This window comes from Arthrobacter monumenti, from assembly GCF_054511255.1.
The window spans coordinates 199,681-221,611 of sequence record NZ_JBTNCY010000001.1 but is presented as its reverse complement, the minus strand read 5'-3'; the positions used below and the strand labels follow the sequence as shown (position 1 = coordinate 221,611).

General features: G+C 61.5%; 28 protein-coding genes. 20 read left to right on the top strand and 8 right to left on the bottom strand.

Features of this window, described 5'->3' with window-relative positions:
• The first annotated feature begins 71 nt into the window (after positions 1-71).
• Positions 72-914: an arsenic resistance protein gene (locus tag ACX80B_RS01045; RefSeq protein WP_459292140.1), complete on the top strand. Its 843-nt coding sequence runs from the start codon at positions 72-74 to the stop codon at positions 912-914.
• 21 nt (positions 915-935) lie between these two features.
• On the opposite strand, the gene ACX80B_RS01040 is transcribed toward ACX80B_RS01045, so the two are convergent.
• The gene (locus tag ACX80B_RS01040) at positions 936-1,859 is read right to left on the bottom strand and encodes a ketopantoate reductase family protein (protein WP_459292138.1); all 924 of its coding nucleotides are present in this window, start codon (positions 1,857-1,859) and stop codon (positions 936-938) included.
• A gap of 200 nt (positions 1,860-2,059) precedes the next feature.
• Between ACX80B_RS01040 and ACX80B_RS01035 the strand changes: the two genes are divergently transcribed.
• The gene (locus tag ACX80B_RS01035) at positions 2,060-2,524 is read left to right on the top strand and encodes a DUF4395 domain-containing protein (protein ID WP_459292136.1); all 465 of its coding nucleotides are present in this window, start codon (positions 2,060-2,062) and stop codon (positions 2,522-2,524) included.
• A 114-nt stretch (positions 2,525-2,638) separates the two neighbouring features.
• Here the strand turns inward: ACX80B_RS01035 and ACX80B_RS01030 are convergent, their stop codons facing one another.
• Genes ACX80B_RS01030 through ACX80B_RS01020 form a run of 3 tightly spaced genes read right to left on the bottom strand, consistent with a single transcriptional unit; the run spans position 2,639 to position 4,903 of the window.
• Positions 2,639-3,346 (bottom strand): potassium channel family protein, encoded by a 708-nt coding sequence (locus ACX80B_RS01030; protein ID WP_459292134.1) that lies wholly within the window; start codon positions 3,344-3,346, stop codon positions 2,639-2,641.
• Complete coding sequence (locus tag ACX80B_RS01025) at positions 3,339-4,697, bottom strand: TrkH family potassium uptake protein (RefSeq protein ID WP_459292132.1); 1,359 nt, start codon at positions 4,695-4,697, stop codon at positions 3,339-3,341. The genes ACX80B_RS01030 and ACX80B_RS01025 overlap by 8 nt, the downstream gene beginning before the upstream one ends.
• Before the next feature lie 17 nt (positions 4,698-4,714).
• The gene (locus tag ACX80B_RS01020; protein WP_459292130.1) at positions 4,715-4,903 is read right to left on the bottom strand and encodes a hypothetical protein; all 189 of its coding nucleotides are present in this window, start codon (positions 4,901-4,903) and stop codon (positions 4,715-4,717) included.
• A 159-nt stretch (positions 4,904-5,062) separates the two neighbouring features.
• On the opposite strand from ACX80B_RS01020, the gene ACX80B_RS01015 reads away from it, so the two are divergent.
• Together ACX80B_RS01015 and ACX80B_RS01010 are read left to right on the top strand one after the other, a co-directional pair.
• The gene (locus ACX80B_RS01015; protein ID WP_459292128.1) at positions 5,063-7,594 is read left to right on the top strand and encodes a DUF4118 domain-containing protein; all 2,532 of its coding nucleotides are present in this window, start codon (positions 5,063-5,065) and stop codon (positions 7,592-7,594) included.
• Positions 7,591-8,265 (top strand): response regulator, encoded by a 675-nt coding sequence (locus ACX80B_RS01010; protein WP_459292126.1) that lies wholly within the window; start codon positions 7,591-7,593, stop codon positions 8,263-8,265. Before ACX80B_RS01015 ends, ACX80B_RS01010 begins: the two co-directional genes overlap by 4 nt.
• Before the next feature lie 80 nt (positions 8,266-8,345).
• On the opposite strand, the gene ACX80B_RS01005 is transcribed toward ACX80B_RS01010, so the two are convergent.
• The gene (locus tag ACX80B_RS01005; protein ID WP_459292124.1) at positions 8,346-8,519 is read right to left on the bottom strand and encodes a hypothetical protein; all 174 of its coding nucleotides are present in this window, start codon (positions 8,517-8,519) and stop codon (positions 8,346-8,348) included.
• Positions 8,520-8,784: 265 nt separating this feature from the next.
• On the opposite strand from ACX80B_RS01005, the gene ACX80B_RS01000 reads away from it, so the two are divergent.
• From ACX80B_RS01000 to ACX80B_RS00990, 3 genes are all read left to right on the top strand, one after another.
• Entirely contained in the window at positions 8,785-10,266 is a 1,482-nt protein-coding gene (locus tag ACX80B_RS01000) for an alkaline phosphatase (protein ID WP_459292122.1), read from the top strand.
• Positions 10,267-10,418: 152 nt separating this feature from the next.
• Positions 10,419-11,063, top strand: a complete 645-nt coding sequence (locus tag ACX80B_RS00995; RefSeq protein WP_459292120.1) for a hypothetical protein — start codon at positions 10,419-10,421, stop codon at positions 11,061-11,063.
• Between the two features lie 20 nt (positions 11,064-11,083).
• The gene (locus ACX80B_RS00990; RefSeq protein ID WP_459292118.1) at positions 11,084-11,677 is read left to right on the top strand and encodes a dihydrofolate reductase family protein; all 594 of its coding nucleotides are present in this window, start codon (positions 11,084-11,086) and stop codon (positions 11,675-11,677) included.
• Between the two features lie 63 nt (positions 11,678-11,740).
• Here the strand turns inward: ACX80B_RS00990 and ACX80B_RS00985 are convergent, their stop codons facing one another.
• Positions 11,741-11,938 (bottom strand): hypothetical protein, encoded by a 198-nt coding sequence (locus tag ACX80B_RS00985; RefSeq protein WP_459292116.1) that lies wholly within the window; start codon positions 11,936-11,938, stop codon positions 11,741-11,743.
• Positions 11,939-12,050: 112 nt separating this feature from the next.
• Between ACX80B_RS00985 and gvpJ (ACX80B_RS00980) the strand changes: the two genes are divergently transcribed.
• The 11 genes from gvpJ (ACX80B_RS00980) to ACX80B_RS00930 all read left to right on the top strand — a co-directional run bounded on the left by gvpJ (ACX80B_RS00980) (position 12,051) and on the right by ACX80B_RS00930 (position 19,445).
• On the top strand, positions 12,051-12,377 hold the full coding sequence (gene gvpJ / locus ACX80B_RS00980) for a gas vesicle protein GvpJ (protein WP_459292114.1): 327 nt from the start codon (positions 12,051-12,053) through the stop codon (positions 12,375-12,377).
• A 188-nt stretch (positions 12,378-12,565) separates the two neighbouring features.
• The gene (locus ACX80B_RS00975) at positions 12,566-13,357 is read left to right on the top strand and encodes a hypothetical protein (protein ID WP_459292112.1); all 792 of its coding nucleotides are present in this window, start codon (positions 12,566-12,568) and stop codon (positions 13,355-13,357) included.
• Positions 13,358-13,369: 12 nt separating this feature from the next.
• On the top strand, positions 13,370-14,599 hold the full coding sequence (locus ACX80B_RS00970) for an SRPBCC family protein (protein WP_459292110.1): 1,230 nt from the start codon (positions 13,370-13,372) through the stop codon (positions 14,597-14,599).
• An 18-nt stretch (positions 14,600-14,617) separates the two neighbouring features.
• Positions 14,618-15,019: a gas vesicle protein GvpJ gene (gvpJ, locus tag ACX80B_RS00965; protein WP_459292108.1), complete on the top strand. Its 402-nt coding sequence runs from the start codon at positions 14,618-14,620 to the stop codon at positions 15,017-15,019.
• Positions 15,016-15,771 carry a GvpL/GvpF family gas vesicle protein gene (locus ACX80B_RS00960; protein ID WP_459292106.1) on the top strand — a complete coding sequence of 252 codons (756 nt, stop codon included), beginning with the start codon at positions 15,016-15,018 and terminating at the stop codon, positions 15,769-15,771. The genes gvpJ (ACX80B_RS00965) and ACX80B_RS00960 overlap by 4 nt, the downstream gene beginning before the upstream one ends.
• A 3-nt stretch (positions 15,772-15,774) precedes the next feature.
• Positions 15,775-16,023: a gas vesicle protein GvpG gene (locus tag ACX80B_RS00955; RefSeq protein ID WP_026534528.1), complete on the top strand. Its 249-nt coding sequence runs from the start codon at positions 15,775-15,777 to the stop codon at positions 16,021-16,023.
• Between the two features lie 2 nt (positions 16,024-16,025).
• Positions 16,026-16,670, top strand: a complete 645-nt coding sequence (gvpO, locus tag ACX80B_RS00950; protein WP_459292104.1) for a gas vesicle protein GvpO — start codon at positions 16,026-16,028, stop codon at positions 16,668-16,670.
• Between the two features lie 63 nt (positions 16,671-16,733).
• On the top strand, positions 16,734-17,267 hold the full coding sequence (locus tag ACX80B_RS00945; RefSeq protein ID WP_459292102.1) for a gas vesicle protein: 534 nt from the start codon (positions 16,734-16,736) through the stop codon (positions 17,265-17,267).
• Entirely contained in the window at positions 17,268-18,251 is a 984-nt protein-coding gene (locus tag ACX80B_RS00940; RefSeq protein WP_459292100.1) for a gas vesicle protein, read from the top strand.
• On the top strand, positions 18,232-18,570 hold the full coding sequence (locus tag ACX80B_RS00935; RefSeq protein WP_459292098.1) for a gas vesicle protein K: 339 nt from the start codon (positions 18,232-18,234) through the stop codon (positions 18,568-18,570). The genes ACX80B_RS00940 and ACX80B_RS00935 overlap by 20 nt, the downstream gene beginning before the upstream one ends.
• Positions 18,567-19,445, top strand: a complete 879-nt coding sequence (locus ACX80B_RS00930) for a GvpL/GvpF family gas vesicle protein (RefSeq protein ID WP_459292096.1) — start codon at positions 18,567-18,569, stop codon at positions 19,443-19,445. The genes ACX80B_RS00935 and ACX80B_RS00930 overlap by 4 nt, the downstream gene beginning before the upstream one ends.
• 28 nt (positions 19,446-19,473) lie before the next feature.
• Here the strand turns inward: ACX80B_RS00930 and ACX80B_RS00925 are convergent, their stop codons facing one another.
• Positions 19,474-19,794, bottom strand: a complete 321-nt coding sequence (locus ACX80B_RS00925; RefSeq protein WP_459292094.1) for a hypothetical protein — start codon at positions 19,792-19,794, stop codon at positions 19,474-19,476.
• A 128-nt stretch (positions 19,795-19,922) separates the two neighbouring features.
• On the opposite strand from ACX80B_RS00925, the gene ACX80B_RS00920 reads away from it, so the two are divergent.
• Positions 19,923-20,624, top strand: coding sequence for a hypothetical protein (locus ACX80B_RS00920; RefSeq protein ID WP_459292092.1), 702 nt, complete (start codon positions 19,923-19,925; stop codon positions 20,622-20,624).
• A 34-nt stretch (positions 20,625-20,658) separates the two neighbouring features.
• Here the strand turns inward: ACX80B_RS00920 and ACX80B_RS00915 are convergent, their stop codons facing one another.
• The gene (locus tag ACX80B_RS00915; protein WP_459292090.1) at positions 20,659-21,153 is read right to left on the bottom strand and encodes a transporter substrate-binding domain-containing protein; all 495 of its coding nucleotides are present in this window, start codon (positions 21,151-21,153) and stop codon (positions 20,659-20,661) included.
• Positions 21,154-21,317: 164 nt separating this feature from the next.
• On the opposite strand from ACX80B_RS00915, the gene ACX80B_RS00910 reads away from it, so the two are divergent.
• The gene (locus tag ACX80B_RS00910; protein WP_459292088.1) at positions 21,318-21,842 is read left to right on the top strand and encodes a hypothetical protein; all 525 of its coding nucleotides are present in this window, start codon (positions 21,318-21,320) and stop codon (positions 21,840-21,842) included.
• Positions 21,843-21,931 lie beyond the last annotated feature (89 nt).

Below are 21,931 nucleotides of genomic sequence, written 5' to 3'. Positions count from 1 at the left end.
GGAGCGGTTTTGGCTGGCTGGTTCCTGCCGCGTCCGTAACACTGGAGCAGGCAATTAACCCTGTCCTGGGGTTGCTGCTCTTTGCGACGTTCCTGGGAATCCCTTTTGCCTCGATCGGTAAAGCGTTACGGGATTTCCGGTTCATGACGACTGTTCTCGTCCTGAATTTCGTGGTCGTACCGGCTGTTGTCTTTGGTCTGTCGCGATTCATCGCGGATGAGAGGGCCCTGCTGATCGGGGTACTGATGGTGCTGCTGACGCCATGTATCGATTATGTGATCGTGTTCTCGGGGCTCGCAGGCGGCTCAAGCGATCGACTTCTTGCCGCCGCACCGCTGCTGATGCTGACGCAGATGCTGTTGTTGCCCGTATACCTACTGGTCTTTGCCGGACCCGGACTGGTTTCCGCGATTGAACCGGGCCCCTTCATCGAGGCGCTTGTCCTGCTGATCATCGTCCCGCTTGTGCTGGCCGCAGTCACGCAACAATGGGCAAAGCGGGCCACCACCGGCCGGTCCGTAATGGCGGTCATGGAAGCGATGATGGTTCCTTTGATGATACTGACGCTGGCCGTCGTCGTGGGATCACAGATTGTCGGCGTCGGCAACGAGATCGGATCCCTGCTGTCGGTGATCCCCATATATGTTGCCTTCCTCGTGGTGATGGTCCCGCTGGGCGTGGCAGCATCCCGGTTGGGGCAGCTTGACGCCGGCAGTACGAAGGCCGTGATTTTCAGCGGAGCGACGCGTAACTCTTTGGTTGTGCTCCCGCTGGCTCTGGCCCTTCCGCAGCCGCTCGCCTTGGTACCCCTCGTCGTCGTCACCCAGACGTTAGTGGAACTTATCGGGATGGTGGCCTACGTCAAAATCCTCCCGCGGATCATCAGGACGGACCGGAACCTTCAACCCGGATAGGCGCATGCTGCAGGCAGTGGCCTAGTCGAAGATCCCTCCTCCGGTGGGGTTGATGTGGTGAGCCCGTACCTGTGTCACGGCGAGGTCCAAGAACGGTGTATCGACATCCAGGGTTCGTGCGCGGGCCGCGAGGGAGCCGAGAAGGTGCTCCGCTTCGACTGCTTGCCCGCTTTGCAGATCGCGGTAAAGCGAAGAGGTGAACGTAGACCCCGGAGCAGCCAGCAAACTCAGGCTCTGCTGGTGCCCTGGATCGCTCACCGGGTAGCCGGCCGCTGCGGCAACGTTTTCGGTTTCGGCGATTGCTTGAAGGATCTGTGGTTCCCCTCCTGCTTCGAGGATTGCTCCCACGTTGTTGCGGAGCAGACAGGTGATTGCTCCTGCTGCGCTGATGAATGCCCACTTTTCCCAGAGCTGCTGCATCACCATGTCCGTGACGGTGAGGTCGATGCCGGTAACGTCCAGGGTTTTCTCGAGGGAGTCAGGAAGCGGACCGCCCGTCAAAGCACCGATGGTCATCGTGGCCATGGGTGTCATCTGCCGGATGGCGCCCGTTTCGTCGATCATGGCGAGGATTTTCACGAGACCGCCGATAACCTGTCCTGGATATACGTCTCCGAGCAGATCCATATGGTCCAGCCCGTTGAGGAAAGGCAAAATCAGCGTCTCGTTGCCGATTGCCGGGCGGACAGTGTCGAGGACCGCTTTGAGTGCGGGTGCCTTCACCGCAATCACCACCAAGTCGTAATGATCGCCCTCAGAGATGCTGGTGACTGCTGTAACGGCATGCTTCCGTTCGCCGTCCGGGGCCACGAAGCGCAGACCATCCCGTTGCAGGAGCCGCTGACGTTCCGGACGAACAAGGTACGTGACGTCCTTGCCGGCTTCCTGCAGTCGGGTTCCAAAGGCGCCTCCGGTGGCTCCCGCCCCAACAATCAATACCCGCATACGTGCTTCCTTCCAATCGTCCCCGGCAACTAAGGTGCCCGGAGGGCATGGTTCTGATCGTTTCCAGTCTCTCAGCCAGTAGGCGCCGAGGGTATTTCGCGGGCACTTTAACTGAGTCTTGTTGTCCGCTGGCGATGCGCGCGTGGGCCGAGTATTCTGATGAGGATCGGACTAGTTGGCACCCCTTTGTGGAGAACCTCATGCCCAGCACCAAAATGGGCGCGTGCCCGCTCCGCGCCCACGTCGATCCGCGACTCTTGCGATTCAGCGCCGGGGCCACCGCCGGTGTGCTCGCCGTTGTGCTGCTCATCGTTGACGTTGTTCGACCGTTGGGTCTCGGCCTCCTCGCGTCTCAGGTCGCCGTGTTTGGGTTCACCGGGTTCGTGAGTTTTCAGTGGTCGTTGTGGGCGCAGATCTTCGCCCGTTTCATTTGGCCGCGGATCGGAGAACCAACCGGGTTGGAGGATGCCCGTCCGGCGAGATTCGCCCAGTGCGTCGGCTTCGTGTTCACCACACTGGCGCTGATCAGCTTCGTCGTCGGCGTCGATGTCGCCGGCTACGGCTTCACCGCGCTCGCCTTCGGTGTGGCAGCCCTCGACGCATCCACCGGCGTGTGTTTGGGCTGCAAGGCCTACCTGCTGATCCACCGCCGGCAACCGGCCTGAGTCCGATCGAGCACGAACCACACGTGTTCCACCGAATTCAGCCCATCGAATCCGGGCCGATCATTCGCGACTGTGGTGCATCTGGCTCCTTTGCCGAGCCGGGGCGTTTTGCCTTCAGGATTTGGGTAGCAGGCTGAATTGTTCGGTCTTTTTGGTGGGCCCCGCGACGATGATGGTGTCGTCGTCGTAAAGCACTGTTTGAGCGGTCGTGTAGTCCCACTCTCCGCCAGCCCTTTTTACCGCCACAATGGTGATGCCGTATTTACGGCGTATTTCGGTCACCCCGAGCGGCCGGTCCTGGGAAACGAGCGGAGGGCTGGTTTTGACCATCGCGAAGTTGTCTTCGAACTCGACGTAGTCGAGCAGCGCTCCCCGCACCAGGTGGGCGACCCGGCGGCCCATGTCCTGCTCGGGAAATATGATGTTGGTGATCCCGAGCTGTTCAAGGATCTGGCCATGCGTATCACTGGTGGCTTTGGCCCAGATCGTTGGGTTCTTGAATTTGAGCAGGTTCGATGTGGTGAGAATGCTCGCTTCCAGATTAGTTCCGATGCCGACGACGACCCGGTCGAAATCGGGCACAGAAAGCTGGCGCAGGACGTCTTCCTGGCTAGAGTCGCCGCGGACGACATGGGTCAAATGCCCGTTTAGGGATTGGACTATCGCCTCGTCAGCGTCGATTCCCAGCACTTCGGTTCCGGCCTCCTCAAGCTCCAGCGCCAGAGCTTTGCCGAAGCGGCCCAGACCGATGACGACGACGGAATCCGCCTCCGCCAGTCGTTCCGGTGTGCGGCGGGTGAATACGGGTGATCTGCTAGCCAATGATCGGCCTTTCCTTGGGATACTCGTAGAGCCGCGGTCGATGTCGCAATGCCAGCGCTGTGGCGAAGGTGATCGGTCCGAGACGTCCAACGAACATCAGCATGACGAGGATCAGTTGGCCGCTGCCGGGGATGGCGGCGGTGATCCCGGTGGACAGTCCCACGGTTGCGAAGGCTGAGACGACCTCGAAGAGGACCCGGTCGAGACGGAATTCAGTGATCAGCATCAGGACCATTGTTGAAAGGGCCAGCAGCCCCACGGAGAGCAAGACAAGAGTGAGCGCTTGGCGGTGTACGGCCCGGGAGAGCCGCTTACCGAACACGTTGACCGCTGTTTCACCGCGGATCTCGGCGTACATGATGAAGAACAGTACGCCGAAGGTGGTGATTTTCAACCCACCGGCGGTACCGGCCGGGCCACCGCCGATGAACATGAGAATGTCCATCCCCAGCCAGGTAACCGGGTGCATCGCGGTGATGTCGAGGCTGTTGAAGCCGGCCGTGCGGGTCAGCACCGATTGGAAGAAGCCGGCCAGGACTTTGTCGTGGGTTGGGAGGCGGCCCATCGTGGCAGGGTTGGACCACTCAATCATCGTGATGAAGATGGTGCCGATAAACAAGAGTGCAACGGTCCCACTGATCACCAGTTTGGTGTTCATGGACCAGTGCCGGGGGACCCGGTACCGGCGGCGCAGCTCGAACAGCACAGGGAACCCGAGTCCGCCGAGAATCACGGCCGCGGCGATCGGTAGACAGATCCATGCATCACCGACGAAGCGCATGAGGCTGTCGCTGTAGAGGGCGAAACCGGCGTTGTTGAATGCCGACACGGAGTGGAAGATACCCAGCCACAGCGCATCTCCCAACGTTTCTTCATACCGGGTGTAGAAGCGTATGGTCAGGGCGGCCGCTGTGAGGGATTCAATGACCAGGCTGATCTTCAGGACTCCGAGGACCACCTGTTTCACATCTCCGAAACCGACACTCTTGGTTTCGGCCGCCGTCGATACGCGGGATACCAGGCCCAGTTTCCGCGACAACAGCACGCCTAGCAGAGAGGCGAAAGTCATGATTCCGAAACCACCGACAGCGATCATGACGAGAATGATGCCGTGGCCGAAAGGGGTCCAGTAAACGGGTGTATCGACGACGATCAGTCCCGTGACGCAGACGGCGGACGTGGCGGTAAACAATGCTTCGATAAACGTAGCGCCCCCGTTCCCTGCTTTTGAGAAGGGAAGCAGCAGCAGTGCCGTTCCAGCGGCGATGGCTCCCGCGAACCCGAGAACGATGACCTGAGCGGGGTGACGGGGTTCGAGCCGCTTGAAGAACCGGCTCAACAACAAGCTCACGGATTGCATTTGAAGTACTACCAACGATCATCTGTCCGCAGGGCCGCGATAGCGCCAATCCCACAACAGGCTGCCAACAGGAAAGCCAACACCACGATCCATCCGGACAACTCCAGGACCAGACCGGCTATGCCGAGGGCAAGAAAGGCGCACACCAGAACTGCCAGCACAATTCCCAGCAGCCGCATTTCCTCCGAAGATCTCACCGTTGACACCTCACATTTTCGGAATGGACCTTTGTTCTAAATGTTCCTCTCCGCATCACCGGTTTTGGCCGGTATTGATGGAATCCTGACGCCGCTGGTGTGGTTCCTGACGGATCCCGGACGGGGCGGATCCACCAATGGAGCATCTTCAGTGGTTCGATGGAGGCATCGGGAACAGAGAGTGAGGCGATGGTGGACGTGCACCGTGGAAGCCTGCGGGTATATCTGGGAGCAGCACCCGGAGTCGGGAAAACCTACGCCATGCTGGGTGAAGGTCATCGGCGGCGTGAACGCGGCAACGACATTGTCATAGGCTTCATCGAAACCCATGGCCGGACCCCCATCGAAGCACTGCTCGACGGACTGGAAGTGGTGGCCCCACGGATTGGGACCGCCGACGGTCTCGAACCCAGGGAGATGGACGTCGAGGCGGTGATCGCCCGTGCGCCATCGGTGGACGAGTTGGCCCACACCAATGTCCCGGGTTCCCGCAATTTCAAGCGGTGGCAGGACATCGAAGAGATCCTCGCAGCCGGCATCGATGTTGTCACCACCATGAATGTGCAGCATCTGGAATCACTCAACGACGTCGTCGAATCCATCACGGGCATCCGGCAGCAGGAGACAGTCCCGGATGCGGTGGTGCGCCGCGCCGACCAGATCGAGCTTGTCGATATGAGCCCGGAGGCGCTGCGGCGTCGGCTGGCCCACGGCAATGTGTACTCGGCAGAGAAGATCGACGCGGCGTTGACCAATTACTTCCGGCTCGGCAATCTGAACGCGCTGCGGGAACTGGCTCTGCTGTGGGTAGCTGACCGGGTCGATGATGCACTGGAGAAATACCGCATCGAGCATGACATCGATTCGCCTTGGCCTGCGCGGGAACGCGTCCTCGTCGCCCTGACCGGTGGACCTGAGGGAGACGCGCTGATCCGCCGTGGTGCGAGGATCGCCCAACGTGCCCAAGGCGGACAACTGTTGGCACTGCACGTATCCCGCAGCGATGGCATGGCTGATGCGCTGCCAACTATACTCGCCCAACAGCGCGCCCTCGTGGAGTCGCTGTCGGGTACCTGGCACACCGTCGTCGGCGATGACATCACCTCAGCGATACTGACCTTCGCACGAGGCATCAACGCCAGCCAGATTGTCCTCGGTGCCAGCAGGCGCAGCAGGCTCTCGGCGGCGATCTCCCCAGGGGTTGGTCGGGAAGTGGTCCGCGATTGCGGGGACATTGACGTGCATATCGTCACCCATGAACACGCCGGCCGTGGAAAGAGACGGTCACCTGCGCGGGGACTTCTCTCCAGAGCCCGGCTGACTTCCGGGTGGATACTCGCCGTTGCAGGACCACCGTTGCTGGCCGCGCTCCTGTATTTTCACCAGGGCCAGCAAGGCTTACCGAACGTATTGATGCTCTTCCTTGCGTTGACGGTTGGCATAGCCCTGGTAGGTGGACTGTGGCCAGCGATCTTTGCGGCATCTGTCAGTGGACTGCTGGCGAATTACTGGTTCACGGATCCGCTCCATACCTGGTCCATCAACGAGCCTGCCAACGTTCTGGCGATCATCGTCCTCGTCAGCGTCGCCGCGGCGGTTTCGGCTGTGGTGGATCTTGCGGCGCGCCGGTCACGGCAAGCTGCCCATGCCAGGACCGAGGCCGATACCCTTGCCACGCTCGCCGGATCAGTTCTGCAGAGCGACAACGCTGCGTCGGCCCTCCTCGAACAAGTTCGGGAGATGTTTAACTTCTCCTCGGCTGCGCTGCTCGAACATCTGGCCAACGGATCATGGGCGGCACGCGGTCACGCCGGATCCAACCCACCTCCAAGTCCCGGGGAGGCGGACACAACAATCCCGGTTGGCACTGGAATGGTGCTGGCTTTGCGCGGCCGCCCGATTTCAGCACAAGACTTGCGCATCGCGACCGCCATGGCGTCCCAAACTGGGGCTCTGATCGAACGGGACCGGTTGCGTGCCGAGTCCCGGAATAATCGGCAGGAGCGGGAGAGGACGGCTATCCGCGCCAGCCTGCTCGCAGCGGTATCGCACGATCTACGCACTCCACTGGCCGGAGTCAAGGCCAGTGTCAGCAGCCTGAGGTCCGATCTGTACGAACTCACACCGGCCGACCAGGCCGATCTACTTGCCGGCATCGAGGATTCCGCCGATCAGCTGAAAGCGTTGATCGATAATCTGTTGGATATGAGCCGCCTCGACGCCGGCGCCGTCGTTCCCCGGCTCGCCCCGGTTGCTTTGGATGAAGTCGTTCCCAGGGCGCTGTCGGCAATTCCCGCTGGACGTGTTGTCATCGATGTCCCCGAGACCTTGCCTCTGGTTAATGCGGATGCGGGGTTACTTGAACGGGCCGTTGCCAACGTCGTCGAAAACGCCGTCCGCCATGCCCCGGAGGAAGAACCCGTGCTGGTCGCGGCCGGATACGCCGGAAATTCGCTGGTACTTCGCGTGGCCGACCGGGGTCCCGGCGTTCCTGAGAATAAGCGGGAAGATATCTTCCATGCGTTCCAGCGGCTGGGCGACGCCCCCGATGGACATGGCCTGGGTCTTGGCCTCGCGGTCGCGCGTGGATTTACCGAAGCGAACGGCGGAACCCTTGAAGCCGAGGACACTCCCGGCGGAGGCCTCACCATGGTCTTCAATCTCAAGATCGTCTCCGAGGAGTGGCCGTGACCCGCGTCCTTATCGTGGAAGATGAACCTGCCCTCGCCCGGGCGCTGGCAATCACTCTTCGTGCCCGCCATTACGACGCCGATGTCGCCTTGAGTGGGTCTGCTGCCTTGGAGTTGGCGGCGAAGGGGCATCACGACGTCGTCATTCTCGACTTGGGTCTTCCGGATCTGGACGGACTCGATGTGCTGCGGGCGCTGCGTGGCTGGTCGCAAGTTCCCGTCGTCGTTTTGTCCGCCCGGCAGACCAGCGACGACAAAGTCGAGGCCCTTGATGCCGGCGCCGACGACTATGTCAGCAAGCCGTTCGGCATGGACGAACTGCTGGCCCGGTTGCGCGCCGCTGAACGACGTGGCCAGCCTGTCACCACGGCGCCGGTCGTGGAGACGGCTTCGTTCACCGTGGACCTTGCCCGCCGCCGCGTCAGCCGCAACGGAACGGAGGTCCGGCTCACTCCGACGGAATGGCAGCTTCTCGAGATCCTCGCCCGCCATCCAGGCGACGTCGTCGGCCGCCGCGAGATGCTGCTGGAACTACGGGGACCTCACCTGGACCGCGAAACCCACTACCTCCGCGTGTACATCGCCCAGCTGCGACGGAAATTGGAACCAAATCCCGCCAACCCAAGGCACCTCATTACCGAACCCGGTGTCGGCTACCGTCTGGTCCCATAGCTGTCGCTCATAAAATCCTGGCCCGGTCCGGCGTCGCGGTAGCCGTCGCAGGAAAAGCGTGCGCGACGGCGGATTGCCGGCTACTGATTGTTGGCTTCGTCTTCGAAGAAGGCGGCAATTTCCTCGTCGGTCGGTTCAGCCACGACGATTTTATGGACAGGTTCTTCGCCGAGTTCAATGAGGTAGTCGTTGATGGATAACTGCCCATCCAATTCGGCCGACGGCTCGTCCGCAGACTCTTGTTCATTGTCCATGTTCCGAGCCTATGCCGACCGCTGCGGCGATATCCGGCGGGACACGCTGCATTCGACCTGGCGTCCCACGATCGGAGACAGATGTGGCCCTTGACACTTGTTTTGGGGTTGGACAGTCTTGATTCTGGAGGAACTGGTTACGACCGGCGTGCCACCCACGGGCGGCTGATTCCGGTGATCCTTTCATCCGTCTGGGGGGCCAGACGCCAACCGGGCATCGGCAGCGTCTGCGACTGGAAAGTTACTCTCAGACGGGAACTGCAAAATGAAGAAAACTGTTACAGCAATGTCGACGGCGGCCATTGGCGCCTTGGCGCTGACCGGATTCGGCGGCGGGATGAACATCCAGGGGATGACCTCTGAGGCAGGACTGGATGTACAGCCGGCAGCACTCGCCAACGCACCGCTCGACCGCGGCGACCGCGGCGACAATCGTGGCAGGGACGGCCGGGGTAACGGGAAGCATGGCTTCGAAGCCGAGAACGTGATCCTGCTCGTCGCCGACGGCATGGGAACCGCCCAGCGCAACGCCATCCGGCTGTCCCACGTGGGCCTGAGCGGGGAACTAGCGATGGATTCGCTTCCGTACTCGGGCCAGGTCCACACCAACTCCGCCGATCCGGAAACCTTCGTCACCGACTCGGCCGCTGCGGCAACCGCCATGGCGTCCGGCATCAAGACCTATAACGGAGCCATTGGCGTCGACCTGGACCAGGAACCCGTCACTACGGCGCTGGAGGTGGCCGAGGAGCTGGGCAAAGACACCGGTTTGGTGACGACGAGCCAGGTCACTGACGCCACCCCGGCTGCGTTCGGCTCCCACGTGCTGGACCGGGATGCGCAGAGCAAGATCGCGGAGCAGTTCCTGAACAGCAGCCATCCGGAGGTCATTCTCGGCGGCGGCGAAGACTACTGGTACCCCGAAGGCAATCCCGGTAAGCACCCGGACAATCCCGCCGAAGATCCGTCCGAGGAAAGCGCCGGCACCGAGGGGAACCTTGTGGAACAGGCACAGGAGGAGGGCTATGAATATGTCTGGGATCTCGAAATGCTGCAAGCAGCCGACGGACCCATGCTGTTGGGCCTTTTCGCCAATGAAGAGATGTTCCAGTACGGCGACGACGTCGAGGAGGTGTACGAGCCCGCCGTCCCGCTGACAGAGATGACGAAGAAGGCTCTCGAGATTCTTTCCAGTGATGACGATGACGACCGCGGCGACCGGGATGATGATGACGACGACCGCGATGACCGTGGCGAGCGCAGCGACCGGGGCGACCGGGATGATGACGACGACGACCGCGATGACCGTGGTGACGATGAGGGCTTCTTCCTGATGGTTGAGGAAGAAGGAACCGACGCTATGAGCCACGTCAACAATGCGGAGCTGACCATCAAGGCGGGCATCGAGTTCGACAAGTCTGTTGCACTGGCGAAGGCTTTTGCCGAACAGGACGGTGAAACGCTCGTGATCGTCGTCGGCGACCACCAGACCGGCGGCATGACCATCGAGGCCCCGGATTCCGCGGAGAATCCGGATGAATCAGGAGAGGGCCTCTCCGCCGAGGATGGGCCGTTGCCGGTTGGAAATTCCGATCAGGAGTTCATGGTGGACTGGACGACCGGCGGGCATGCCGCCGTCGACGTTCCCTTGACCGCGATGGGACCAGGATCATCGCTGCTGACCGGTGTCTACGAGAACACCCACATCCATGACGTGATGGTTCAGGTCATGCGCGCCGGGGACTAGGAGGGACTGGCGGCCCACTCCAAAGGTGGGCCGCTTCGCTTAATGTTGTGGGAGCTTCCTTTGCCGGCCGGGTCACGGCCGGCCGGGGGTGTATGACTGCCGAGTATTAGGAGCAAACATGACGACGGCGATGGGTTTCCAGGTGCGGCACCGTGGCTGAATCCGGACTAAAGGGTTGGCAGAAAGCGTCGGGGATCATTGCGGACCTCGTCCGGTTTGCGGGGCTATTGAGTATCGTCGCGGCGGTGGTCTGGATGGATCCCAGCGACATCGTCCGGTTTTCCATTGCGTTTCTCGGACTGCTCGTGCCGCGGATCTTCCATCTGCCGCGGCCGTTTGATGCGGCCTACTGTACTACCGTGCTGCTGGCCACCTGGAGCGGCGCGGCAGGATGGTATGAGGCCATACCGTGGTGGGATTGGGTGGTCCACTTAATCACAAACGGGGCGGTCGCTGCCGCGGTGTATTTGGTCCTTGCCCGTGTTCGGGTGGTGCACGATATGCATGACCATACTTTGAGGCACAGCCGGGTGGCATTGGTGGTTTTGACCGCCGCCTTTGGGCTTGCCTTCGGTGCGTTATGGGAATTTATCGAATGGATCGGTGAACAGTACATGCCGCAGTCCATTCACATCGGCTATGTCGATACGATCGGCGACATGTCGGCTGGCGGCCTGGGCTCGGTGATCGCCGGCGTCGCACTCGTCATCTGGGCCGCTGCTGGTGGCGGAACCCGCCGCGAGAAGCGGGAGGGCACGACCGGGCAGGATGGCCACCGGTCAAATTCGGGCGCATAATAAACATCGAGGTGACACCCATGACAAGCTACACCTTTGATATCTTCAGCACACTGGACGGCTACGGCTCCCACGACGGCGATTGGGGCGGTTATTGGGGCAAGCAGGGCCCCGAGCTGCTCGACCACCGGGCGCGTCTCTACGCCGAGGACCAGCTTATGGTCTTCGGTCCCGCCACGTACCGCCAGTTCGCCGGCTTCGCGCTTGAGGGTGTTGAATTCGACGCGTGGGCGGCCAGGATGAGTGACTTGCCGAAGGTCATCGTGTCGAAATCCATGTCCCTGGACGAGCCGTTGCCATGGCCGAATGCAACCCTTATGCGCGGCGACGCTGTCGACGTCGTCTCCCGGCTCAAGCAGGAATCCGAAGTTCCGCTTCGATCGATTGGGAGCCTGTCGATGAACCGCGCTCTGATGGCCGCGGGTCTCGTTGACCGGGTCCAGGTGACGATCTTCCCCGTTATAACGGGAATCACCGGCTTGGAACCGATCTTCCAAGGCGCCGCAGATTTCGATCTCGAACTGGTTGATTCCCGAATCCTGGATGGACACATCCAGGAGCTGACCTACGCTCCGACCGTGCACCCTGCGAGTCCCGCGGTCGAACCAGCCTGACGCCGTAGAGGAGCAACGAAGCACCGACATGCGTACCAACGGATGTGGCGATGCCAACTGCGCTCAGCTGTTCTCCGGCTTTACCGGGGTGCCCTCGTCTTTTTCCTCTTCCAGTACGGAGTCTTCGTCCTCATCCCGCTGTTGCCGGAAAGCCTCGCTGCCAGGGCTGGATTTCTCCGTTGTCTCCTCGGAATCATCCTCCAGCTTGCGGTTGACTGCCTCGTGGAAGTCCTTGTCCGCCTTTTGCTCTCGTTCATTCATGCTTTACTCCTGCCTCTCAACGTGCACCAAAGCTGGCTCTTAACTAAGGCTACTTGGCAAGAGTACGATGACGACAACAGAACCGGCACACACGGAAGGTCACTTGTCCTCAATGTCGCAACCACGAGGCGGATATGTCGACCGTCCGCAATCAAGTTCGTTGGCCGACGTCGTCGAGGTGATCCTGGACAAGGGACTGGTGATTGACGCTTACGTCGGCGTTTCGCTAATCGGCATCCAGATGCTCACAATCGATGCTCGTGTGGTGATTTCCAGCGTGGATACGTATTTGCGTTTCGCCGAAGCCACAAACCGCCTGGACCTGACGCAAACAGGTGGTACGGCCCCGATGGATCTGAAGGACGAGGTTATCCACAGCGGTGCCAAGGGCGCGGTGAGCGGAGCAATCGCCGGTATCAAGGAGGGGCTGACTGGATAAACGATGCCGGCGAAAGGCGCGTCATCTGTCAGATTGGCCGGTGCGCAGCCCGTCCAGCAAACTCACAGGAAACTCCCGGGGCAGATCTGCCCCTAGCGTTATTCATCTGTGACACGCTAGATTCTAAGCATGCTTGGTGTATCCGTAGAGGAGGGATGCACCGAAACAACCTATTGGGAGGGCATCTCATGGACGACAAGGCAAAATTCGCAGCAATCCTCTTGGGCGGATACCTGCTCGGACGCACGAAGAAGGCGAAACTCGCACTGACACTGGCGAGCGCGATTGCAGGTAAGCAACTCAGCAGCAATAAGGGCGAACTGATGGGGCAGGTTAGCGAGCTCGTCAAGTCATCGCCGGAGGCGAAGAAATTGATGGACCAGCTCACCGGCCAGCTCGTTGAAGCCGCAAGGGGCGCTGCCATTGCCGGTGCAACACGGGGTATCCAGTCCGTTAACACGAACCTGCAGAACCGCACCCAGAAGCTGACCGACCTGCAGGGCAGCGTCCCGGATCTCGGCCAGAAGAAGTCCTCGGATGAAGAGGACGAAGAAGCTGGCGATGAGGCTCCCGAGGATCAGGCTGAAGAAACCGTAGGGGACACCACCGATACGGCCGAGGAAACCGCCGGCGACGTCGAAGACACGGCTGAAGAAGCGACCGGCGAGGCTGACGACACCGCGGACGAAGCAACTGATGAAGCCGAGGAGACTGCGGGCAAGGCCACATCCACTGCAGCACGCGCCACCGGCTCCAAGCGGACTGGTGGCACTTCACGTGCGACCAAAACCGCCAAGGCAGGCACCTCCACCGGCCGCAAGGCATCGGCACCGGCGAAGTCGGCCGGCAAAGCTGGCGTGAAGACGACGAGCGGCGCGGCAAAGAAGACCGCCGGCGCGGCGAAGAAGAGCGCGGGGGCCGCGAGCTCAAAGACCAGCTCCACCGGTAAGTCCACCACCCGCAAGTCGTCGTCCAAGTAAGGAGCAGATGTCATGGCCGATAAATCCACTTCCGGCTCACTTGCGGATAAGCTTCCGCTCGACAGCCTCAAAGACACAGCAGCCAGCTATGGCAAGTCTCTGATCAGCAGCACGCTGGGCAAGGCCTCCGACAAGGTCGGGGACCTGACCGGCAAGATTACCGACTTCACCGAAAATGGCGGGTCGCTGAAGGGCCAGGCCGCCTCCGGTGGCGCAAAGGCTCTTGCGAAAGGTGAAAGCCCCGCTAAGGGTGCCATAGGCGGCGTATTCTCCGGCCTCAAAGACAAGGTGAAAGACGTCTTCACCGGCGGTGGAGGCAGCGGCAGCAAGCAACAGAAGCTGGTCAATCTCGTCGAATGGATCGACGTCGGTGTTCCGGTCACGGTTGCCTATAACCAGTGGACGCAGTTTGAAGACTGGTCGGGCTTCATGAAGAAGGTCGAAAATGTCGAACATTCGGAGGAGGAGGGCACGGTCAAGTTCAAGGGTCAGGTGTTCCTTTCCCACCGGACCTGGGATGCGACCATTAAGGAGATGGTTCCGGATGACCGCATCATCTGGACATCGACTGGCCAGAAGGGACATCTCGACGGCGGCGTCACCTTCCATGAGTACGGTCCCCGGCTGACGAAGATCTGCATCGTCGTCGAGTACTACCCGCAGGGCCTGTTTGAGAAGACGGCGCAGATCTGGCGGGCCGTCGGTCGACGGGTGCGGGTGGAGATGAAGCGCTATGTCCGCCATGTGATGACGACGACGATCCTCGACCCCGATGCCGCCGAAGGCTGGCGCGGCGAGATCCGTGATGAGGAGATTGTCCGTACGCACGAGGAGGTCGTCGAGGAGGAAGAGGCCCAGGCCGCCGAAGACGAGGACCAGGAGTACGAGGACGAAGGCGAAGAATACGAAGACGAAGAACCGGACGCCGACGCCGAGGAGGTGGAGGATGAAGAGTACGAAGAAGAGCCGGACACCGCGGAGGACACTGCGGAAGCTGACGAGGGCGAATACGAGGAAGAACCGGAAGCCGGGGAAGCTGTCGCTGACGAGGCGGAGGGCGACGAGTACGAAGAGGACGCCGACGCCGAAACTGCTGAAGAACCGGCCGCTGAAGAAGAGTACGAGGAAGCCGAAGACACTGCTGAGCCGGCTGAAGAACCGGCTGAGGAAGTAGAAGAGGAAGTGGAAGAAGAACCAGAACCAGAACCCGCACCGAAAAGGACAGGCCGGAAGAGGAAGTAGGTAGCAACAATGACCACCATGAGCCAATCCCGCGGTGGCTACGTCGACAGGCCGCAATCAAGTTCGCTGGCCGACGTCGTCGAAGTCATCCTCGACAAGGGACTCGTGATTGACGCGTACGTCCGCGTCTCCCTGGTCGGCATTGAAGTACTGACCATCGACGCACGGATCGTGATTGCCAGCGTTGACACGTATCTGCGGTTTGCGGAAGCCACAAACCGGCTGGATCTCACTCAGCAGGGTGGCAAAGATCTGCCGGAACTGATGGAGTCCATGAGCTCTGGCGGCGCAAAGAGCAAGACCAGCGGCGCCATTTCGGGAGCCAAGGACGCGTTGACCGGGAACAAGCGCGACGATGATGACGACGACAACGAACGGTCACACCGCCCGCGCCGGAAGGTGGCAAGTAAGTCCGAATGAGCGTGGAAGAAGCAAATCTGGTCGGTGACCAGTACGTTTACGGCATAGTCCCTGCGGAAGCCGAACTGCCGCAGGGACTTACCGGCGTTAAAGACGAGCCGGTGGAGAAGCTTGTCTCCGGTGGTTTTGCGGCGCTGGTAACTCCGGTGCAGGAGCCCGACTCCGTTGGGACCCCGGACGACTTGCTGGCGCACAGCACCGTGCTGGACAAGATCTCCGCTGACGGGCCGGTGCTGCCGATGACGTTCGGGACGATCGTTCCGGATGCGGACACCATTACCTCCGTGGTGATGCCTTCGATGCAGGACACCTATGCCGACAGCATGCGGCGGGTGGACGGGGCCGCGCAGTACACCGTGCGTGCCCGGTATGTACGGGAGCAGGTCATCGGGGAAATGGTCGCGGAGAATGGTGAGATCGCTGCGCTGCGCGAGTCCACGTCATCGCAGAGCGAGGACGCTTCGCACTACGACCGGATCCGTCTCGGTCAGTTGGTGGTTGAAGGATTCCAGCGCAAAGCCGCAGCGGACTCCGGAGACATCGTCGACGCCCTGGCGCCGCTGGCCCGCGAAACATCGGTGCGCGAAACCACGCAGGCCGACGACGTCGTCGAACTGGCGCTGCTGGTGGACCGGGGATCTGCGGAAGGATTCGAGCAGGCCGTTGAAAAGCTGGCGGAGGAAACCCTCGGCCGGATCAGCTTCCGGCTGCTCGGACCACAGGCTCCCTACGATTTCGTGGGGGAGGTCTAGGCCATGGGCCTGTTCTCCTCCATCCTGGGACTGCCGTTCGCGCCGGTCCGCGGGACCATCTGGGTTGCAGAGAAAGTGAAGGAAGAAGCCGAACGACAGTACTACGATCCCGGCCTTATCCGCCGGAAACTCGAGGAAGTCGCCGACGCGAAAGAAGCCGGGACTATCACTGAAGAGGAAGCCGCCGACCTTGAAAAAGAGCTTGTCGGCCGCCTCATCGAAGCCAACCGGCGTCCACGCCAGAAGGGATAACCATGGCCAACGACGACGAAACAGCCACCACGGAACGTACGGAGAGCGCTGAGGAGACCGGGCGTACTGAGCGGTCCGCAAACACTGACAGTTCCGGCGCTTCTGAGCGTTCCGCGCAGCCTCCCCGGGATGGAGATGCGCCGAAGAAGCGCGTCCGCAAGACTAGTTCATCCGGAACGGCGCAGAAGCCAGCCACAAAGAAGCCAGCCGCGAAGAAGCCGGCTGCGAAGGAGCAGTCCAGTTCGTCCTCAGCGGAGCGTCCACGCCAGGACTCCTCTGCTGGAGAGGACAGCTCGAATAGTTCAGAGGAAAACTCCTCCAGGCAAAACCCAAGTGACGAGGGCGAGGAACGTTCGCAGTCGCCGTCGAAGCCCTCCGGCCCCCGGATGAACGCAGCCAGGGCCGCCCGTGAGGCGATGAGCCAGCTTGAATTGCTCACCAACCGGGATGCCGAAGGCGTCGTTGGGATCAAGAAGAACGACGACGGCACCTGGACCGTCACAGTGGAAGTCTGCGAAAGCCGGCGCATTCCCGACACTGCCGACGTTCTGGCCGAGTACGCTGTCACCATCGATTCCGACGGCGACCTGACGGCATACTCGCGTGAATCGCGCTATGTGCGCGGTCGCACGAACCGGGGGGAGTAGATTCGCTTCATGACAGTAGTGGCACTGGGATGTTCTGGCGACCTACACGAGGCGGATTTATAGATGAGTACGAATAACCCCGAAGGGAAAGCCACTCCGGCACGCAGCGGTCCGGCAGGTAGTGATTCCACGGGCGGCAATCCTGCCCGCAGCGGCGGCAATAATCCCGCGCGGACGGGCAGCGGCATGTCCGGCGTCGCCCGGGATACGCCGGCGGCCGGCAACGCCATGCAGCCATCGCGCGACGGCGCGGGCACACTCACCCACGTTATTGAGACACTCCTGGACAAGGGTTTGGTCATCAATGCCGACATCATGGTCTCTGTCGCCGGAGTCGAACTCTTGGGGATCCGGATCCGCGCCGCGCTTGCATCCTTTGAAACCGCGGCGCGCTACGGGCTCGAGTTCCCGGCCGGTACCGACAGGGACACCGTTGCATGGAACAAAGCGATCGAGCAGAAGGAAACCTGCCCGGAATGCGGCAAACGCGCGCCGATCGAGCAGTTGCTGAACGAGTTCTGTCCCTGGTGCGGGTGGAAGAGCGCGCAGGCGCTGGAGGCCGGCCGGGACCGGACCCCGAAACAGACGGACAAGTAAATGGCTGAGGCGATGCAGCCCACCCGTGATGTGCAGGCAACGCTGCCGGAACTGGTGGATGTGCTGCTCAACAAGGGCGTCTACCTCGACCTCGACCTGATTATCACCGTCGCTGACATCCCCCTGATCGGCGTCAACCTCAAGGCGACTATCGCCGGCATGGAGACAATGCTCGAGTACGGGATGATGAAGAACTGGGACGAGCGGACCCGCGCCTGGATCCGGCATTCCGTCTCCCGCCAGGTGCCGCTGCGCCCGGGCGAACAAGTGATCGCCAAGATGGCCGGCGGGCACTACTGGCAGGATCCGAACGGCACATTCGACACCTGGCGGCCCGGCAGTATCTTCCTCACGACACACCGGATCATTGCCTTCCGCCGCGACCCCCAGGAAATCCTCTGGCAGGCGAACCTGTATGACATCGAACAGGTCGTGCTGCAGAGCGAAACCAGTGTCGGCGGCGAGAAGCGCAGCAGGCTGCTGGTGGAGAAGCACGACGGCGGCACAGCGCTGCTGTCCGCGGCGCAGCCACACCGGATGCGCGATCTGGTGCGCCAGGCACAGGCCGGAACGGTGGAAATCGAAGCCAGCGCCGGCGGACCCGCCACCCGGAGCCAGGCCGAACGCGACGGCAAGGAAGACGCCCCGGATACGCTGCTGTTTGAAGGCGATGTCTGGTTCCAGGAGCAGCGCGCCGGAAGTCCCACGTGGCGGGGCGGCACCGCCAAATACGACTCGGAAGAAGGCTTTAGTTGGAAGGCGGCGCTGGACCGGCGGCCGGCAGTCCGGTTGAAGGCGGAAGAGATGACTGCTGTCCGGGCGGAAAACGGACATACGCCGGTGGGGAATTCATCTATCCTGATTCTGGAGTCGGAAGCGGAAACGTACCGGTTCGCGAGCGACCGGGTGGAACAATGGGCGCTGCTGCTGCATGGCGTCAGCCAACAGGAGCGGGAGGTGGACGATGACACTGAAAGTCAATGAGGACAACCTGAAGAACGGCGTCCTGACGCTGGTCGTCACGCTCGTTGAGGTCATCCAGGAAGCGATGGAAACCCAGGCCGTTCGGCGGCTGGAAGGCGGCGACCTGACCGAGGAGGAACAGAACCGGCTCGGAGATGCGCTGCTGGAACTGGACGAGGCGATGGAGCAGATCAAGAACGATCACGGCATCACCGGCTCCGTGGCAGAACTGCATGCCGGACTGGACGACGTCGTCGACGAAGTCGTCAATAAACTCATCAACCCCGAGCGCTGGTCCGATGAGTCCGACAAGCCAAAGTCCTTCAGGGACCGTAAATGAGGGAACCCGCCGACGGCGGAATGCCCGCCGGAACTGGAGAGCCCGAAGCTGAAAATCCGGCTGAAAACAAAAAACCGGGCGAAGACGGCAAGCCAACCGGACCGGGACTGTACGTGTACGCCATCGTCCCCTCCACGCTGTCCCCGGACGATCTCGGGGCGGGTATCAATGCCGCACAGCTGAAACTGGTCGCGGTCGCGGAGGGTCTTGCCGCCGTCGTCCATCAACACGAAGCTGAACCTTTCGATGGTGCAGATGCCGACGTCGAACGCTGGATCCTGGAACACGGTGGCGTCGTCGAGCGGTGCTGGGAAGCCGCGGGAACGGTCCTGCCGATGAGTTTCAATGTCATTGTTGCGGCCGGTGACGGTTCGACGGCGGAGCAGCGGCTGGCCGGTTGGCTGGGGGAGTCCGCGCGGGAACTCACGGAGCGGCTGAAGGCGCTTCAGGAGCGGGTGGAGCTGCGGATCGAGATTTCGCTGGATCAGCATGCCACCGCGGAAGCCAGTTCAGAGGCGGCCGATCTGCGGGAGGAAATGCGGCAAAGGCCGGCCGGTGTGCAGAGGTTGCTGCAGAAACGGCTGGACAAGACGGAACGCGACATTGCCGAGCGGCTGGCCGACGGGCTCTATCCGGAATACCGGCGCCGGCTCGCGGCGCTGTCCGAGGATCTGACGGAGAACCGCCGCGCGCACCGCCCGCCGGGCACCGTTTCAGTGTTGAGCGTCGCCGTGCTGGCGCACCGGGACGATGTGGAGAAAATCGGGCTGGAGCTGACCTCCATCGGCGATGAGCAGCCGGCCGCACAGATCCGGTTCCTGGGACCATGGCCGCCGTACTCATTCGCCGAGGTTCCGGAACTCGGCGCCGGCTAGCACCCTTGCTTTCCTCGGGGCCGGCTGGTTAGACCTCCTGCCAGCCTCCGGTCTGGGTGTATTTTGCCACCAGCTCGCCGTCACCTTGCGCCGTCGAATTGGTCGGATCCTCATAGAGAGCCGCCTTGGTGGACTTGCTGTGCGTGATGATTTCCTCGGCGGCTTCCTTGGCCTCCTCCAGCGAGGCACCGAACACACCACTGCGGGCGGACAGCTGTTCGACGTCGACAATCTCCGCGTCCGTCTCCGTCAAGGGAACGGTGTAGCCGGATTCCTTCTCGTTGACCGGAATTTCATAGTGATCGTCATCCTCAGGGTCCGGGATGGTGTATTCCACGTAGTAAGCCATCGGCCAGCCTTTCAAAAATAAGACAGTTTGCTTTCCATCTCCAGCTTTCTCCCTGTATCCGATTACCGCAAGCCGGAACTAGGCTGACTGGAACAACGACCGGAAGCACCCATCGTGTGGAGGAAAACATGATCGAGAGAGTCAGCAGGGCGGCCGGATATGGATTCGCGGCGATCTTTGCCGTCTTGAAGGTATTCCGCCACAAACGGCCAATTCATCCACAAGGCGTCTCGCTAACCGGGACGATCGAGCGTTTTGGCGCCGCCGACAGCGGGCTTTCCTGGGTCGACGCCCCTGGCGTCTCGCCGCTGCACGGCCGCTTGTCGAGGTCCGTGGGTCTGCCTAAGTCCTTGCCGGATATCATCGGCCTTGGTCTGCGGATTTCCGACGACGGTGGTTCCTCCGACGTCCTGCTCGCCTCGACAGGCATGTCCCGGGTGGCGCGGTTCCTGCTCTTGCCGCACAAGATGGCGTCGTCGGCGCGGATGACGAGTTTGATGCCATACCGCGGCGATCATGGGCCGGTGTTGCTCGCGGCCCGCACGCTGGAACCCGCCGACCCGCTTCCCTCAGGTCCGGAGGCGTTCCGCTCGGCGCTCGGCGCCCGGGATTGGCAGTTGGCGTTGTACTTCGCGTCTCCCTCGGGGGAGTGGAACCGGTTTGGCACGCTCTTCTTGAGACCCGATGCGGGACCCGTGGATACGGATCTCCGGTTCGATCCGGTACTCAACCCGTTGCCCGGTGCCGGAATTTACGGATGGACCAGCCGCCTCCGCGTCCCTTCCTACGCCACAGCACGCGGACGGAAAGGACACGGATCAGGAGTATGACTCCATCCTGAAGCGTCCAACGGCTGGAGTTTGCTCACACGTTTACTTGTTGGTTCTGCAGGAACTTGTCCAACGTAAGCAGGAAGCGGTTCTCGCCCAGCGGTACGAGCATCACGTGCTTCACCGTCATCCCGCGCGGATCGACGGTCTCCACGTAGGGCTTGGTGACGCCGGCGTGCTTCATCCAAGGCGTGTCGCTGGCAATTCCGCCGATGATAATATCGAGCTTGTCGTGTTTGATTTGCTCTGCGAGCTCGTGCTCGGCGCCTTGAATCCACTCGATTTCGGCGTCGCGGGCGTCGGCGAATTTGCGTACAAGATCGGGCTCAGTGCCCTGCGGTTCCTGCCCCGGCTCCAGCTGTACCCAAGGTTCGAATTCGGTAACGCCGACGCGCAGTGTTCCGCCGGTAATCTCCTCCAGCGTGCCATTCGGATCGCTGGGGATGGTGACCGCGCCGCACCCGGTCAGTACCAGAAGCAGCGAGGCGAAAAGCACCGCCAACGACGTCGTACGATTCTTGGTATTCACCGGTCACCTCCGGATTGACGGTCGCGGGATGCTCAATTCGAACTCTAGCACCCGATCAGTGCACCTTCTTTTTTGGCCACGATGGCGGCGGGGGATCGGATCACGATCCAATTAAGTCCCTTGGGTGCAGTTCTAAGCCTGCTTATGATTGACGGACGGTGTAATTGAAAGAACAACTGGCGGCGGAGGTCCGGCACGTCGCCGGCGCCGCCGTGCAGAAAGGACGAGTCATGGATACCCGCAACAAGGACATCTGGCTACGCAAGACCGCGGCGGCTGTGATCCTGCCCTTTGCCGCGCTTGGACTCGCCGGCTGCGGTGGCGGTGAGGACACTGCCGGTCCCGAGGTAAGCGCCGACGTCCAGGACGTCACGGAGGACATCAATTCCTATGTCAGTGAAACGCTCACCCTGTCGGCCAAGGTGAACGACGACATCACTCCGATGTTCTTCTCCATCGCCGGAACAGATGACACCGATGTGGAACCGTTGCTGGTGATGCACGGGGAAGACACGATGGATGTCCAGGACGGTCTGACGGTCAAAGTCACCGGAACGCTCCACAAGGCGCTGGATATCGCGGCCCTTGAGGAGAACATGGGCGTCGACCTGAATGAGAGCGCCCTGGAGAATTGGAACGGTGAACCCTACGTGGAGGCTGAAAAGATCAGCGTTCTGGACGATAACTAAACCGCCCGATAGCGGTGGGGATCGTCGTCGTCGACTGGATCATCCGCTGGAATCAGAAGTACTTGGACAATGCAGCGCGGCTGACGGCG

Excerpts from the sequence above, each read along its gene's own strand:
- ACX80B_RS01040 (WP_459292138.1), bottom strand. The coding sequence starts at position 1,859 with ATGCGGGTATTGATTGTTGGGGCGGGAGCCACCGGAGGCGCCTTTGGA.
- ACX80B_RS01035 (WP_459292136.1), top strand. The coding sequence starts at position 2,060 with ATGCCCAGCACCAAAATGGGCGCGTGCCCGCTCCGCGCCCACGTCGAT.
- ACX80B_RS01015 (WP_459292128.1), top strand. The coding sequence starts at position 5,063 with ATGGAGGCATCGGGAACAGAGAGTGAGGCGATGGTGGACGTGCACCGT.
- ACX80B_RS01005 (WP_459292124.1), bottom strand. The coding sequence starts at position 8,519 with ATGGACAATGAACAAGAGTCTGCGGACGAGCCGTCGGCCGAATTGGAT.
- ACX80B_RS01000 (WP_459292122.1), top strand. The coding sequence starts at position 8,785 with ATGAAGAAAACTGTTACAGCAATGTCGACGGCGGCCATTGGCGCCTTG.
- ACX80B_RS00990 (WP_459292118.1), top strand. The coding sequence starts at position 11,084 with ATGACAAGCTACACCTTTGATATCTTCAGCACACTGGACGGCTACGGC.
- ACX80B_RS00985 (WP_459292116.1), bottom strand. The coding sequence starts at position 11,938 with ATGAATGAACGAGAGCAAAAGGCGGACAAGGACTTCCACGAGGCAGTC.
- gvpJ (WP_459292114.1), top strand. The coding sequence starts at position 12,051 with ATGTCGCAACCACGAGGCGGATATGTCGACCGTCCGCAATCAAGTTCG.
- ACX80B_RS00975 (WP_459292112.1), top strand. The coding sequence starts at position 12,566 with ATGGACGACAAGGCAAAATTCGCAGCAATCCTCTTGGGCGGATACCTG.
- ACX80B_RS00970 (WP_459292110.1), top strand. The coding sequence starts at position 13,370 with ATGGCCGATAAATCCACTTCCGGCTCACTTGCGGATAAGCTTCCGCTC.
- gvpJ (WP_459292108.1), top strand. The coding sequence starts at position 14,618 with ATGAGCCAATCCCGCGGTGGCTACGTCGACAGGCCGCAATCAAGTTCG.
- ACX80B_RS00960 (WP_459292106.1), top strand. The coding sequence starts at position 15,016 with ATGAGCGTGGAAGAAGCAAATCTGGTCGGTGACCAGTACGTTTACGGC.
- ACX80B_RS00955 (WP_026534528.1), top strand. The coding sequence starts at position 15,775 with ATGGGCCTGTTCTCCTCCATCCTGGGACTGCCGTTCGCGCCGGTCCGC.
- gvpO (WP_459292104.1), top strand. The coding sequence starts at position 16,026 with ATGGCCAACGACGACGAAACAGCCACCACGGAACGTACGGAGAGCGCT.
- ACX80B_RS00945 (WP_459292102.1), top strand. The coding sequence starts at position 16,734 with ATGAGTACGAATAACCCCGAAGGGAAAGCCACTCCGGCACGCAGCGGT.
- ACX80B_RS00940 (WP_459292100.1), top strand. The coding sequence starts at position 17,268 with ATGGCTGAGGCGATGCAGCCCACCCGTGATGTGCAGGCAACGCTGCCG.
- ACX80B_RS00935 (WP_459292098.1), top strand. The coding sequence starts at position 18,232 with ATGACACTGAAAGTCAATGAGGACAACCTGAAGAACGGCGTCCTGACG.
- ACX80B_RS00930 (WP_459292096.1), top strand. The coding sequence starts at position 18,567 with ATGAGGGAACCCGCCGACGGCGGAATGCCCGCCGGAACTGGAGAGCCC.
- ACX80B_RS00925 (WP_459292094.1), bottom strand. The coding sequence starts at position 19,794 with ATGGCTTACTACGTGGAATACACCATCCCGGACCCTGAGGATGACGAT.
- ACX80B_RS00920 (WP_459292092.1), top strand. The coding sequence starts at position 19,923 with ATGATCGAGAGAGTCAGCAGGGCGGCCGGATATGGATTCGCGGCGATC.